The following is a 14888-nucleotide window of genomic DNA, read 5'->3' on the forward strand; positions in this document are numbered from 1 at the left end:
CGTGCGTGACGTGCTGGTCAGGATGCGCGCGGAGATATCGGTGCCGTTCGACAGGACGCTTGCGCGGCGCGCGCCCGGTAGGCCGTTGCCGGCGCGCCTGCTGTACATGTTTTCGTTGCCGATCATCGCGGTATGGTTGTTGGCCGCCGGTGGGCTCAATCTTTTTGTCCCGCAACTGGAAACGGTGGTCAAGGGACACGCTCAGTCCTTTCTGCCGGACCAGGCTTCGTCGGTGCAGGCCATCGTCAAGATGGGTAATTCTTTCGGTGGGGCGGGGACGAACAATTTCGTCTACGTGCTGCTGGAAGGGGACATGCCGCTCGGCAACGACGCCCACCGCTATTACACGACGCTGCTGGACCGGCTGACTCAGGACAAAAAGCACGTCAACTCCGCGATGGACCTGTGGTCGAACCCGAATTTCTCGCCGGCCAGTGAGAGTTCGGATGGGAAAGCGTCCTATGTGCTGCTCAATCTGGCCGGGAATATGGGCACCGCGTTGGCCATGGAATCCACCCAGGCGGCCAGGGACATCATCGCCGATACGCCGCCACCGCCGGGGATCACGGTGCACCTGACGGGCCCCTCCGCGGTCGTCAACGACGAACTCGTCGCGATCAGCGATTCGATGCTGCTGCTCATCGTGATATGCGCGGGGTTGGTCGGTGCGGTTCTGCTGTGCGTCTATCGCTCGCCGATCACGGTGGCCATGCCGCTGCTGACGGTCGGAATGGGTTTGGCGGTGGCCCGGCCGGTGGTCGCCTACCTCGGCGAACATCAGGTGATCGGTGTCTCGATCTTCGCGTCGGCGTTGCTCGCGGTGATCGTGCTCGGTGCGGGCACGAACTACGGGATCTTTCTGCTCGGTCGATATCAAGAGGCCCGGCGCGCGGGCGAGGATCCGGAAACCGCGTATTACACAGCGCTGCACGGGGTTCTGCACATCATCGTGGCCTCGGGTTTGACGGTCGCGGGCGCCACGGCCTGCATGTCCATCACCAGGCTCGCGATCTTCAGCACCTCCGGACTGCCGTGCACGATCGCGGTGAGCGTGACCCTTGCCGCCGCACTGACGTTGGGGCCCGCGTTGTTGGCGCTCGGCAGCCGCCTCGGTTTCCTCGAGCCGCGCCCGCAGTCGTCGCAGCGTCGGTGGCGGCGGATCGCGACGGCCGTGGTCCGCTGGCCTGGTCCGGTGCTCGCCGCCAGCCTCGCGGTGCTGGTGCTGGCGATACTCGTGCTGCCGACCTTCCGGCCGAGCTTCAACGAGCGCATCGCCCAACCCAGCGATTCCCTTGCGAACCAGGGGATTGCGGCGGCGGACCGGCATTTGCCGCCGAACGTCATGGCGCCGAGCATGTTTCTCGTCGAATCCGATCACGATCTGCGCAATCCGGCTGATCTGATCGCGCTCGCGAAACTGACCAACGCGGTCTTGCAGGTGCCCGGAGTCAGTGCGGTGCAAGGCATTACGCGTCCGTTGACCACTCCGCTGGAGGAGGGCACGCTGACCAACCAGGCGGGCTACATCGGCAATCGCTTCACTCAGCTGAAGAGCATGCTCATGCCGCGGCTCGATGATCTGACCGGTCTGGCCGGGCGTATCGATCAGTTGAATCTGACGATCAAAGGGGTGCAGACCGCGCTCGACACCGGCGAGCAGGGGTTCGCGCAGGTGAACAGTAGCGCCGTCGCGTTGCGGTCGGCGGTCGGCGGGGTGGTCGAGAAACTGAATTCCTTACGCGATACCGCCGAGCCTGCAAAGCAATTCGTGAGTTCCATCCCGAACTGCCAAGATGTGCGGCCCTGTCAGGCGGCGGTCACCGGGTTCTCGCTGTTCGATGATGTGGGGCAGCTCGACAGTACTGTCGACGGGCTGGTGAACGGCGTTCATGCCGCCTCGCAAGCACTTCCGCAACTCGGCGCGCAAATCGCGAGCCTGCAGGATTTCATCGGTCAGGTGAACAGCGTGCTCGCGCCGCTGCAGGGCACGCTGAATATCCTGCTGCCGCAGATATCGGAGATGACGCAGTTCCTGGACGAAGTCGGTAAGGGCTTCACCGCGGGCGATCCCAACGGTTTCTTCTTCTTGCCGAGTCAAGCGTTCGACAGTCCGCTGTTCAAAAGTGCGCTGCCGTTCTTCTTTTCGCCGGACGGCAAGGTGACGCGGATGGTGGTGACGCCCCAGATGGAGGGGTTCAGTCGGGAGGCGATGGATCTCAGTGCCAAGATCATCCCGGCGTCGTTGCAGGCGATGAAGGGCACGTCGCTGGCCGGAAGCACGGTCAGCGTCGGCGGTCCGGGCGGCACGTTGCTCAATATCGAGGCCTTTGCCCGCGAGGACTTCATCACCAGTGTGGTCGCCGCGTTCGCGTTCGTGTTCTGCGTGGTCTTGATTTTGTTGCGCAGCCTGGTCGCGGCGGTCGCGGTGATCAGCACCGTCGCGCTGTCCTACCTGTCCGCCTTGGGGCTGACTGTCCTTATCTGGCAACACATCATCGGCAATCCGTTGCACTGGTCGGTGGCGCCGGTGTCGTTCATCTTCCTGGTCGCCGTGGGCGCGGACTACAACATGCTGTTGGTGAGTCGATTCAAAGAGGAACTCGCGGCCGGGGTAAATACCGGCATCATCCGTTCGATGGTCAATACCGGCGGGGTGGTCACCACCGCGGGGCTCGTCTTCGGCGTGACGATGTTCGCCATGCTGGTCAGCTACGCGCACAATATCGCCCAAATCGGCACCACCGTCGGCATCGGACTGTTCCTCGACACCCTTATAGTTCGCTCGTTCGTCGTGCCCGCCCTCGCCGCGCTGGCCGGCCGGTGGTTCTGGTGGCCGATCAATATCCTCCGGATTCAGCGATGACGGTCAGGACCGGGTGGCGAGGTAGATCGTGTTGGTCGAGCGGCCCCGGGTGAGCGGGTTGTCGAACGGCACCTGTTCGGCGGCGACGTCGGTGAAGACGGTTTCGAGGACCGACAGGAATTCTTCGTCTGGCGCGTCGTCGGACCACAGGGCGAAAGTGCCTTGCGGGGCAAGAAAATTGGCCAGCGCCCGCAGTCCGTCCCGGGTGTAGAAGGCGGTATGTGGGTGATGCAGCACGTGGCGCGGTGAGTGATCGATGTCGAGCAGGATCGCATCGTAGGTTCGCCCCGGACGCTCCGGATCGAACCCCACCGTGCCCGCCGCAGCGGCGAAAAAGTCGGCGCGAACAAGGGCAACTCGACTGTCCGCCGCCAATCCAACTGTGTCAGGCAGCAAGTCACGGCTGTGCCAATCGATGACCGCATCCGAATACTCGACAACAGTAAGGCTCCTGATCCTGCTGTCCCGCAACGCTTCCTGCGCGGTATACCCCAACCCCAACCCGCCGACAATCACCTCCAAATCCCCACCCCGAGTGCGCGCCAACCCCAACCGTGCAAGCTCACGCTCCGCCACCGTGAACAAACTCGACATGAGGTACTCATCCCCAAGTTTCACCTCGAAAACCTCAATACGCGCAGTCGGATCGAACCGCCGCCGCAAACTGATCTCCCCCATATCGGTCAGCTGCCAACCGAGTTCCTCGAAGTGTGCGCTCATCGCAGTGACGATAGGCCCTGCCCGGCCCCTCTTTGCGCAGGTTGCACAACGTGAGCCCGCGGCGCCGGCTTCGATGGGACACAGCGCGCCCACCTAGAATTCGCGACGTGCGAAGCCTCCACGATGGACAATGCGAATGAACGACGAGCCCGCCGCGGCCCTGACATACACGCAACTGACCGACGCATTCAACGCATTGATCGCTCACGTCCGCAACACATCCGGCAGCGACGATATCTCGATAGACGCCGACTACTTCTGGTCGGTCCCCTTAGCAGACATGAACGACGTCCACGCAGCCCCACCCCGCCTGACCATCGGACAACTCCGAATCATGGGACAACATCGAATCCATGCTCGCCACCGACACCACCGTGTCCCACGGCCTCGTCTGGCTCGCCGACCTACTCCGAGCGATCGCGAAAGAGTCGAAGGCCTGAAACATGAGTGATGAGGCAGCCGTGGGAACGGTCGACATTGCGGGGAATCTGAGATACCTACTCAACCAGTGGGATCCGATCGGAGTGGCCGAGCTGGTGGATGACGAGTACGACGGTCTGATCGCGCCGTTGCTGACGAGGCTGGGCGCGGGGGCGGGTAGGGCCGAGATCAGTGAGTTCCTTTGGCACGAACTGGAAGATCACTTCGGTATGAGCCCGTATCATCATCGCGAACATTATGGAGTGGATCCGCTGGCCGACCGCCTGGTCGCATGGTGGGCCGTGGTCAATTCGGCATGACGCGGCACGCCCTTCGATGCCGCAGCAGTTGGTCGACTGATCACAGGGAACTGATGCTGGTATCGGCCGAGACGGCAACAGCACCAGTTCCTCGTGAGCGCTTGTCCAGCAACGTATCTCGGGCGTCGTCAGATCAATGCGCGGAGTTCGGTGGTGACGTCTGTGCCGGAGGGGGCGTGTTCCGGGTCGAGTAGCCATTGCATCATCAGGCCGGTCAGAAGTGCTAGGGGGACTGAGCCGCCCATTCCTTCGCGGCCCTCGCGTTGGCCCTTGGCGAGGTGTTCGCGTACCTCGGGGGATCGTTCGGCCTGGACCATTGCCTCGAGTTGGGCTACCCACAGGGATCGATGGGTGGTGAAACTGTCGATCAGTGCTTGCCAGCGTTGTTCCGGCTCGTCGGTGGGGACTTCGGCGAGTTCGTCGCTGAGTTCGTCTACGGCCTGGACCAGGGCCTGGGTGAGTAGGGCGTCCCGCGAGCCGAAGTGGTAGCCGATCGCGGCGTGGCTGACGCCGGCGGCGGCGGCGATGTCGCGGACGGTGGTGCGCGCCCAGCCGCGTTCGATCAAGCATGACTTTGCCCCGGCCAAGAGGTCCTCTCGGTTACCCATGTGGCACAGCATACCGAAGTGTTGACCAAGCGGTTTATCCATATGGATTGACCAAATGGGCAAAAGTTGGTTACCGTCGATCTCATGACGAAGTCGAAGGTTCTGATCTCTGGGGCGAGCGTGGCCGGGCCCGCGCTCGCCTACTACTTGCAGCGCGACAGGTACGACGTGACTGTGGTCGAGCGTGCGGCGGTTCCCCGAGCCAGTGGATACGCCGTGGACTTCCGCGGTGCGGCGCTGGATGTGCTGGCGGAGATGGGCATCCTCGCGGCGATTCGCGAGCACGAGACGGCGATGCATGGCACCGTTCTGCTCGACGAGACCGGTTCCGAGATCGGGCAACTCCCGGCCGAGGCGTTCGCCGGTGAGCTCGAAGTGCCGAAGCAGGTGCTGACCCGGATCTTGCACGAAATCACCAGTGCGGATGTCGAATACGTGTTCGGCGACTCGATTTCGGCGCTGACCGAGCACGAGTCGGGTGTCACGGTCGAGTTCGAGCGCGGCCTTGCCCGCGAGTTCGATCTGGTGTTCGGCGCTGACGGCGTGTACTCGAAGGTTCGGCAGCTGGTTTTCGGCCCGCACGACGAGATGGTCTGTCACCTAGGGCTTTCCGGTGCGGGATTCACCTCCGACAACTACCTGGGCCTCGACCATTCCGGACTACTGCAGTCTGCGGGGAACACGGCGATCTACCTCTTCAGCGCGGCCGACCGAGACCGGCTGACCGTCAGCCTCTCCTTCGCCACCGACTCGCCCGAATTGGATCGGCGGGACCGGGATGAGCAGGAGCGGGCAGTGCGTGCGGCGTTCGCCGGGAATGGTTGGCAGACAACACATCTGCTGGATGCCATGACCGCCGCCGACGACTTCTACTTCAGCTCGTCCTGTCAGGTCAGCCTCGACCGGTGGTCGCGCGGCCGGGTCGCGCTCATCGGCGACGCCGGCTATTGCGCAGCGCCGACCAGCGGCGCAGGCACCTCGCAGGCATTGATCGGGGCCCGTACGTTGGCTCGGGCGCTAGCCGACGCGGACGGCGACTACACGACCGCGTTCGCGACCTACGAGCGGGAACTGCGCCCGTATGTCGCCGAGAACCAAAGCAACGGCAGAGCGGCTGCCGCGCTGTTCGGCGGCCAGGGGTCTACCGATGGCGTTGACGGGCAATGAGATTCAAGTCGATCGATAATCATCGATGAGTGACATGGAAACGGGAGGAGTCCGAGGGGCTCCTCCCGTTTCGGTGATCAGTGTGGCAGTTCCATGCCCTGGGCGAGCATCGGCCACGAATTGTGCAGTGCCTCTTCCCAGTACGGCCAGTAGTGGGTGCCGACGGGGTTGAACTGGTAGGTCGCCGGGATGTTCAGCGAGTCGAGGCGGTTCTTCAGGTTGTTCGTGCAGCCGTTGACGGCGGCCTCGATGATCACGCCGAGGCTGAGGTTGACCGCGCCGGAGGGGCCGGGCGAGCTACCGAGGTAGTACTTGACGTCGTCCAGCATCGGGATGCCGCTGCCGCTGGAGACGTAGAGCAGGGTGCCGCGCAGCTTCTCCGCGTTGATCACCGGGTCGTTCTCGGCCCACAGCGGGCTGTTGTCGGGACCGTACATGTTCTCGGTGTTGCCACCAGCCCACGTCTCGGTGGCGAGCTTCACGAACTGCTTACCCGCCGGGTCGGCGATCTGCGCGCAGCCGCTGTACGCGGCGACGGACTTGAACAGGCCGGGCTTGGCCTCGGCCAGCTGCAGCACCGAGGTGCCCGACGTCGACAGGCCGGTCAACGCGTTGCGGCCGGTGGACTGCAGCGTCTTGTCCAGCAGCGGCGGCAGCTCCTCGGTGAAGAAGGTCTTCCACTTGTTCACGCCGAGCGCCGGATCGGGCTCGAGCCAGTCGGTGTAATAGCTGCCGCGACCGCCGATCGGCTGGATGACATTGACCGACTTGTCGGACAGCCACTGCAGCGCGTTGGTCTGGGCCTGCCAGCTGGCGGTGCCCTCGCCGCCGTCGAGGCCGTTGAGCATGTAGAGGTTCGGTGCGGGCTTCGACTCGTCGGCCGGACGCTGCACGTCGATCGCGACATCGGTGCCCATCGCGGCGGAATAGACCTTGAGGTGCCAGGTGCGTCCGTCCTTGGTGATCGACGAGACGGCCGACGGCTTCTGCGGCTCAGCCGACGCGGTCCCGCCGTGCAGGCTCACGGACAACATGGCGGCGAGCGCGACAACGGTGGTGCGCAGCGTGGCGGTGCTGCGTAGTGCGGTGAGCTTCATCGAACCTGCATCTATCTAGTACTCCCTATCGGCTGTGCTTCGACCGGCGCGGGCCGCCCCAATCCCCACACAGTGCGTCTTCCGCAGCGGCAAAACTGTTACACAACAGCGCCGCTGAGTGACTGTACCCACGTCGGTGGACTCGTCGGGTCGCGGCGCCGGAACCGGGACAGTCGGCGGCGGACTCGCTCGCGCGCGGAGTGCCCGCAGTATCCCGGCGTGCGCACGACTCGAGCTGAAAGGCCCTGACTGTGTTTTGCAGCAGTGTGCAATCAAGTGGATTGATCGACGTAATCAAATCATCACAGAATCCTAATTATATCCAAATGGTATATGTGGGTTGAGTCACCGAGTTGGCCTGTAATGTTAGGTGTGGCAAATGGCAAGCAATGTGGCTTGCGTAGAAGTGTTAGTAAATAGGACGCAGGCCGTTAACCTGATCCCGACGTGATCGCGCACGTCAGCCTGTTCGGTGCCCGCGGGGAGTCGGTCCGGCATGATCAAGGTGTTTGGCGGTCAGGGCCGGGGTTTGGTTAACTGGCGGCGGCCGACCCGCCTGTCCGCGATGAGCCATGACGCGCTGAAGCCGGGTGGCGCTCGAGCGCCTTTCGGTGCAGAATCCAAACCATTCCGGATACTATTCCGGGGAAAGAGCTATTGAGTGGCTACTTTCAATTGGAAGACCCAGGGTGCGGTAGTAGGTCGGGTTCGTGATAGGAATCCGACGGTTGGGGGCGACGGCGACGTCACCGACCCGAAAAAGTCTCCGTGTCGCGAACTGGTCAACTGACCAATAACCGGCGATGAGCTATGAGCAATCTGCTGGGGTAAAGCAAATGTGTAGGGGAGATAGGTGTGACCGATAACGCGTCCGGGCCGGTGCGAGAACCAGTGCGCACACGGCCGGTGCATACGCGACGGCTCAAGGCAGCGATCCTGCCGCGGCTGTTGGCGGTGGCGGCGGAGGCCGATCCCGACGGTGTCGCCGTGCTGCTGCCGGGAGCGGTGCTGCGTTATCGCGAGCTCGACGAGGTGTCGTCGCGGTTGGCCCGGCTGTTGATCGAGCGCGGCGTCGGGTCGGGGGACCTCGTCGCGGTGGCCATCGCGTCCTCGATCGGGGCGGTTTCCGCCATGTGGGCGGTGGCGAAAACCGGCGCGGGTTTCGTCGTGGTCGACCCGAACGCACCGGCGGAGCAGGCCGAGTACCTGCTGTCCGACGCGCGACCGGCGCTCGGTCTGACGGCGGGTACGCCGTGGTCCGGCTCGGGCCGCGATTCCGGTTCGATCGAGTGGCTGATGGTCGATGAGGCCGGTGTGCTCGCCGAGCTCGCTCAGCTGTCGGGCGATCCGGTGACGTACCAGGATCGCTTGCGTCCCATCCAAGCGGACGACATCGCCTATGTGACCGCAGGCTCGACGGGCATCTTCGACGCCGTGCCGGTGACCCAGGCGGAGGTCGCCACGATCGGCGCGCAGCCGGATCGTCACCGGCCGGAACCACTCCGCGAGTTCTTCGCCACCCTGTTCCCGCGCTCCGCGTCGCCCAGGCCGGAGATGACGCTCGCCGGGCTGTTCGACAACGTGGTGGCGGCGTATCCGAACGCGACCGCGGTCAAATTCGGCACCGAGACCCTGACCTATCGCGAATTGGATGTCCGGGCAAACAGGCTGGCGCGCAAGCTGATCGCGCTCGGTATCGGTCCGGAAAGTCTGGTGGCGGTGGCGTTGCCCCGATCGCTGGACCTGGTGGTCGCGCTGCTCGCGACGGTCAAGGCCGGCGGCGGCTATCTACCGGTCGATCCGGCGTATCCGGCGGACCGGATCACGTACCTGCTCGCCGACGCGGCTCCGGCGTGTGCGGTGACAGCGCCGGGCGGCACGCTGCCCACTACGGCACCCTCGATCACGGTGCACGACAGCGACTTTCCGGATGACTCGCCGGTGACCGACGCGGACCGGATAGGCACGCTGCACCCGGACAACCTCGCGTATGTGATCTACACATCCGGGTCGACCGGCCGTCCCAAAGGCGTGCAGATCCCGCACCGCAATGTCGTGGCGCTCTTCGCAAACACGCGCTCGCAGTTCAACTTCGACCATCGTGACGTGTGGACGATGTTCCATTCGTACGCGTTCGACTTCTCCGTGTGGGAGCTGTGGGGACCACTCCTGCACGGCGGCACGTTGGTCGTCGTGGACTACGAAACGTCGCGAGCAGCCGACCAATTCCTGGAGTTGCTGCGCGACGAGCGAGTGACCGTGCTCAACCAAACCCCCTCGGCGTTCTACCAACTGGCCGACGCGGACCGCGCAGTGTCGGCGGACACTGGTCTCGCCGCACTGTCGTTGCGGTACATCGTGTTCGGCGGCGAGGCGCTGGAGTTCGGCCGGCTAGATGACTGGCGCGCCCGCCACAGCGAGACGCAGCTGGTGAACATGTACGGCATCACCGAAACGACCGTCCACACGACCATGCACCAGGTCTCGGCGAGCAACCGTAGCGTAATCGGCACTGCCATAACGGGTTTGCGCATCTGGGTGTTGGACGACCGGTTGAATCCGGTACCGACGGGAGTGTCGGGCGAGATCTACGTCTCCGGCGTGCAGTTGGCGCGTGGCTATCTCGGCAATCCGGGATTGACGGCGGGGCGGTTCGTTGCGAATCCCTTTGTCGCGGACGGATCGCCGCTCTACCGCTCCGGCGATCTGGCCTCGTGGAACTCCGACGGTGATCTCGTATACCTGGGACGTGCCGACGATCAGGTGAAGGTGCGCGGATTCCGCATCGAGCTCGGCGAGATCGAGGCCGCCATCATGGCTTCGGCGTCGGTTCGCCAGGTCGCCGTCGTGGTTCGTGAGGACGTACCTGGTGACCGGCGGATCGTGGCGTATCTGGTCGGGCAACCGGAGGTTGCGACGCTACGCGCCGAGGCGGCGCGGGTGTTGCCCGAATACATGGTGCCGTCGGCGTTCGTTGTCGTCGACGCGATACCGCTGACCGCGCACGGCAAGTTGGATCGCAAGGCGCTACCGGCGCCGGTAGTCGAGACCGCGGTGTTCCGCGCGCCGGAGAACGCCACCGAAGCAGCGGTGGCCGACGTGTTCGCGTCGGTGCTCGGCGCCGGCCGAATCGGCTTGGACGACAACTTCTTCGCACTCGGCGGCAACTCACTGCTGGCCACGCAGGTCGCGGCCCGGCTCGGCGCGGCATTGGACGCGCGGGTGCCCGCGCGACTGCTGTTCACCGCGCCGACGGTGGCCGCCTTGGCCGCCGAGGTCGGGCGGTACCTGGGCGCCGGGGGGCGCCGGGCTTTGGTGGCCGGGCCGCGGCCAGAGCGGATCCCGCTGTCGATGGCACAGCAGCGCATGTGGTTCCTCAACCAGTTCGATCGGGACTCGGCGGTCTACAACATCCCCCTCGCGGTGCGGTTGACCGGCGACCTGGATGTCGCGGCGCTGCGCCGGGCCATCGGCGACGTGATCGCGCGGCACGAGATCCTGCGCACGGTGTACCCGCAGCACAACGATGTTGCCTACCAAGCGATCCTGCCCGCCGAACAAGCGGTGATCGACCTCGAACCGGAACTGGTCGAGGTGGCCGACGTGCTGCCACGGATCATCGAAGTAGCTTCCGCCGGGTTCGACGTGGCGGTGGAGATTCCGTTGCGGGCCAGTCTGTTCCGGGTCGACACGGCCGCCGAGACCGAGCACGTGCTGGTGTTCGTCGCGCACCACATCTGCAGTGACGGTTGGTCGATGGCGCCGCTGACCCGCGACGTGATGATGGCGTACGCGGCCAGATCGGCTGGTGCGGAACCGGATTGGGCGCCGCTGCCGGTGCAGTACGCCGATTTCAGCATCTGGCAACGCGAATCGCTTGGTACCGAGGCGGATCCGGACAGTCTGATCTCGCGTCAGGTCGACTACTGGCGCACTACGCTGGCCGACCTGCCCGACGAGCTCGAACTGCCCTTCGACCGCCCGCGCCCGCCCACGCGGTCGTTTGCCGGTGGGCACGTGCGGTTCTCGATCGACAGCGGAGTGCGGCACGGACTGGCCGAGCTCGCTCGTGCGCACAATGCGACGGTGTTCATGGTGCTGCACACCGCATTGGCGATCTTCCTGGCCCGGTGGTCGGGCACCGACGACATCGCCGTCGGCACGGCGGTGGCGGGCCGCGGCGAGTCCGAACTCGACGCGGTGATCGGCATGTTCGTCAACACGCTGGTGCTGCGCACTCGGGTCGCCGGACAGGATGACTTCGGTGCGCTGCTCGAGCAGGTGCGCGAGGTCGACCTGCGGGCGTTCGAACACGCCGATATCCCGTTCGAGCGGCTGGTGGAATCGCTGAACCCGGATCGGTCGACGGCGCGTAATCCGTTGTTCCAGGTCGGGTTCGTCTTCCAGAATCTGCCGGATGCCACCTTCGAGTTGCCCGGATTACGCGTCGCCGCAGTTGATTTCGAGCCCGGAATCGAGAAGTTCGATCTGTCGCTGGCGGTCCGGGAGACGGCCGCGGGTATGGCCGCGCAGTTCTCGTTCGCGCGAGATCTGTTCGACGAAGCGACGATTCGGGTGATGGCGGACCGGTTCGCGCGGTTGCTCGCGGCGATCGTCGGCCGGCCGCAACTGCCGGTGGGTGATCTCGCGTTGCTGGCCGACGACGAGTACGCCGCGCTCACCCGGGTCCACCCCGACGCGACGGCGGGCGCGGCGATGCCGGACCTGCTGCTGCGCGGTATGCGGTGGGGACGCGACCGTATCGCGGTGCGTGACCAGGGGCGATCGATCACCTACGGTGAACTCGACGAGTATTCGTCGAAACTCGCGCGATTCCTCATCAGTCTCGGAGTGGGGCCGGAACGTCTTGTCGCGCTGGCCTTCCCGCGCTCCTACCAGATGCTTGCGGCGGTCTTGGCGGTCACCAAGGCCGGTGGCGCGTACGTGCCGGTAGATCCGTCGTATCCGGTGGATCGGGTACGGCATATGGTGACCGATTCCGCGGCGGTGATCGGCCTGACCGACACCGAGCATGTCGATCGCCTGCCCGACGACGTGACCTGGCTGATACTCGATCATCCGGCCATCGAGGCGGTGTGCGCGCGCCGATCGGCCGCGCCGATCACCGATGCCGACCGGATTGCCCCACTGCGCCTGCACAATCCGGCGTACCTCATCTACACCTCTGGTTCGACCGGTGTGCCCAAGGGGGTCATGGTCACCCACGCCGGGCTCGCCGGGCTGATCGAACATACCGTGGGTGTCTTGGCACTCGAGCCGACGCACCGTCTGCTGCACTCGATTTCGCCGAGTTTCGATCCGGCGGCGTTCGAATGGTTGTGTACGTTGTCGGCCGGTGCGACCTTGGTCGTCCTGCCGCCCACCGTGATCGGCGGGCCCGAGTTCGCGGCGGTCCTACGCGACGAGCGAGTGACGCACTGCAGCGCCACCCCGGCGGTGCTGAGCACCGTCGATCCGACCGGCGTGCCGACCGAGACCTTGCTGGTCGGCGGCGATGTCACGACACCGGAGTTGCTGGCCAAGTGGCAGCCGGGCCGCCGTTATATCAACGCCTATGGTCCGACCGAAGCCACCATCGCCGTGACCCTCGGCGCACAGACCGCGGGCCGCGAGATCACCATCGGCGGGCCGGTGCACGGCGTATCCGCTGTGGTGCTGGACGCGCGGTTGCATCCGGTGCCGCCCGGCGTCACCGGCGAATTGTATTTGGCCGGAGCGAACTTGGCCCGCGGCTATCACGCGCGCGCCGGGCTCACGGCGGAGAGGTTCGTCGCGAATCCATGGGGCGAGCCGGGGACGCGGATGTTCCGCACGGGCGACCTGGTGCGCTGGAACGCGCCGCCGGCACAGCGAGCCGACGCCGCCGGTTTCGCGCGAATTCCCTGGGATCTGAAGTATGTCGGGCGTTCGGACTTCCAGGTGAAGATCCGTGGCTTCCGCATCGAACTCGGCGAGATCGACGCGGTGCTGAGCGGGCACGAGGACGCCGACTTCGCGGTCACGACCGGACACGAAACCTGCACCGGGGAAACAATTCTGGTGTCGTATGTGCGTGCGGTGCCCGGCCGTGAGCTCGACCCGGACCGGCTCATCGAATATGCCGAACGCAGTCTGCCACGGCATATGGTGCCCGCCGCGATCGTGGCGCTCGACGAGATTCCGCTGACGCCGGTCGGCAAGCTGGATCGAAAGGCGCTGCCGGAACCTATCTTTGCCGCCGCGACCTTCCGCGCGCCGGCCACCCGGACCGAGCAGACAGTCGCGGCGGCGTTCGCGGAGGTGCTCGGCGTCGAGCAGGTCGGTGCCGACGACGACTTCTTCGCACGGGGCGGCACCTCGTTGCTCACCCTCACGCTGCAGCACGCGCTGTCGGCTCGACTCGGCCTCGAGCTGCCCGTCGCTACGCTCTTCAGCGCGTCCACCGTGCGCAGCCTTGCCGCACGCATCGATGGTCAGGACGTCTCGGTGCACAGCCCGGCCATGATCACCGCCGATGCCGTACTCGGACCGGAGGTTTCGAGCGCTGGCCTCGAACCGAGCCGCCAGGGGCCCGCACGCGACGTGCTGCTGACCGGCGCGACCGGCTTCGTGGGGGCCTACCTGCTGCGTGAACTACTCGACCGCACCGACGCCGTCGTCTGGTGTCTGGTCCGGGCCGACAGCGTCGACGCGGCCCGCGACCGGATCTACGACGCATTGCGGCGGTACCAGCTGTGGGGCGACGCACCGGAGGCCCGGATCATCCCCGTGCCAGGTGATCTCGCCGAACCGTCGCTCGGGCTGTCCGAGACCGGCCACGCCTGGCTCGCCGAACGGATCGACGTCATCTACCACAACGGCGCCCACGTCAACCACCTCGAGCCGTACTCCCGCCTGCGCGCCGCCAACGTCGAGGGAACCCGAGAGGTGTTGCGCCTGGCGACAACTCACCGAGTCAAGCCGGTCCATTTCGTCTCCACCATCAACACCGTGGTCTCCACCGTCCATCCCGGCGCACCGGTCGACGAGACCACCCGGATCAGCGCCGACGAACTGCCTGCGCAGGGATACATCGCGAGCAAGTGGGCCGCGGAGCAACTGGTCCTGCAGGCGGCCGAGCGCGGTGTGCCCGCCCGGATCTACCGCCCCGGGCTGGTTTCCGGCGACCTGCAGGTCGGCGTCAACAGCGCCGACGACTCGTTCTGGAACATGATCCGCGCGGCAGCCGTCCTCGGCATGGCCCCTGACGTCGCAGACGCGACGATCTCGCTGGCGCCGGTGACCTACGTGGCCCGGGCCATCGTGGAGATATCCCTCGCCGCCACTCCCGACACCGCATATCACCTGGTCAACGGAACCCCGCTAGCGATCCGCGACATCTTCGAGGGCCTGCGCAAACACGGCCTACCCATCGAGACCGAAACACTCGAAACCATCCGGCTCCGCCTCGCCGACGAGGCCAACGCCCGCTACCTGGCCGGCGACGACTCCCTGGTTCGTGCCGCCCTCCTGGGCGGCAACTACGCGGCGGGCGCGGCCGACCTCGTGGTGGATTGCGCGAACACCAGACGAGCCCTCGCCGGGAGCGCGATCACCTGCCTGCCGATCGATGCGAGCGTGCTCGACACCTATATCGGCGTCTTCATGAAGTCGGGATTCCTGCCGACCCCGATCGGCAGCGCCAACGAATAGG

General features: G+C 65.4%; 7 protein-coding genes. 4 read left to right on the forward strand and 3 right to left on the reverse strand.

The window, feature by feature from the left end:
* Positions 1–22: 22 nt before the first annotated feature.
* Positions 23–2863, forward strand: a complete 2841-nt coding sequence (locus tag ABZ942_RS38230; RefSeq protein WP_357391182.1) for an RND family transporter — start codon at positions 23–25, stop codon at positions 2861–2863.
* A 3-nt stretch (positions 2864–2866) separates the two neighbouring features.
* Here the strand turns inward: ABZ942_RS38230 and ABZ942_RS38235 are convergent, their stop codons facing one another.
* On the reverse strand, positions 2867–3676 hold the full coding sequence (locus ABZ942_RS38235; RefSeq protein ID WP_357390980.1) for a spermidine synthase: 810 nt from the start codon (positions 3674–3676) through the stop codon (positions 2867–2869).
* A 368-nt stretch (positions 3677–4044) separates the two neighbouring features.
* Here ABZ942_RS38235 and ABZ942_RS38240 point away from each other — a divergent pair, with 368 nt between their 5' ends.
* Positions 4045–4323 carry a hypothetical protein gene (locus ABZ942_RS38240; RefSeq protein ID WP_357390982.1) on the forward strand — a complete coding sequence of 93 codons (279 nt, stop codon included), beginning with the start codon at positions 4045–4047 and terminating at the stop codon, positions 4321–4323.
* 128 nt (positions 4324–4451) lie between these two features.
* Here ABZ942_RS38240 and ABZ942_RS38245 read toward each other — a convergent pair whose 3' ends face one another.
* The gene (locus ABZ942_RS38245; protein WP_357390984.1) at positions 4452–4931 is read right to left on the reverse strand and encodes a TetR family transcriptional regulator; all 480 of its coding nucleotides are present in this window, start codon (positions 4929–4931) and stop codon (positions 4452–4454) included.
* 84 nt (positions 4932–5015) lie between these two features.
* On the opposite strand from ABZ942_RS38245, the gene ABZ942_RS38250 reads away from it, so the two are divergent.
* Positions 5016–6098 carry an FAD-dependent monooxygenase gene (locus tag ABZ942_RS38250; RefSeq protein WP_357390986.1) on the forward strand — a complete coding sequence of 361 codons (1083 nt, stop codon included), beginning with the start codon at positions 5016–5018 and terminating at the stop codon, positions 6096–6098.
* A 77-nt stretch (positions 6099–6175) separates the two neighbouring features.
* On the opposite strand, the gene ABZ942_RS38255 is transcribed toward ABZ942_RS38250, so the two are convergent.
* Positions 6176–7195, reverse strand: a complete 1020-nt coding sequence (locus ABZ942_RS38255) for an alpha/beta hydrolase family protein (protein ID WP_357390988.1) — start codon at positions 7193–7195, stop codon at positions 6176–6178.
* Between the two features lie 855 nt (positions 7196–8050).
* Here ABZ942_RS38255 and ABZ942_RS38260 point away from each other — a divergent pair.
* Positions 8051–14887 (forward strand): amino acid adenylation domain-containing protein, encoded by a 6837-nt coding sequence (locus tag ABZ942_RS38260; protein ID WP_357390990.1) that lies wholly within the window; start codon positions 8051–8053, stop codon positions 14885–14887.
* Position 14888: the final 1 nt, after the last annotated feature.

Origin of the sequence: Nocardia sp. NPDC046473 (assembly GCF_040645995.1) — a bacterium.
Taxonomy (GTDB): Bacteria; Actinomycetota; Actinomycetes; order Mycobacteriales; family Mycobacteriaceae; genus Nocardia.

Excerpts from the sequence above, each read along its gene's own strand:
- ABZ942_RS38250 (WP_357390986.1), top strand. The coding sequence starts at position 5,016 with ATGACGAAGTCGAAGGTTCTGATCTCTGGGGCGAGCGTGGCCGGGCCC.
- ABZ942_RS38255 (WP_357390988.1), bottom strand. The coding sequence starts at position 7,195 with ATGAAGCTCACCGCACTACGCAGCACCGCCACGCTGCGCACCACCGTT.
- ABZ942_RS38230 (WP_357391182.1), top strand. The coding sequence starts at position 23 with ATGCGCGCGGAGATATCGGTGCCGTTCGACAGGACGCTTGCGCGGCGC.
- ABZ942_RS38245 (WP_357390984.1), bottom strand. The coding sequence starts at position 4,931 with ATGGGTAACCGAGAGGACCTCTTGGCCGGGGCAAAGTCATGCTTGATC.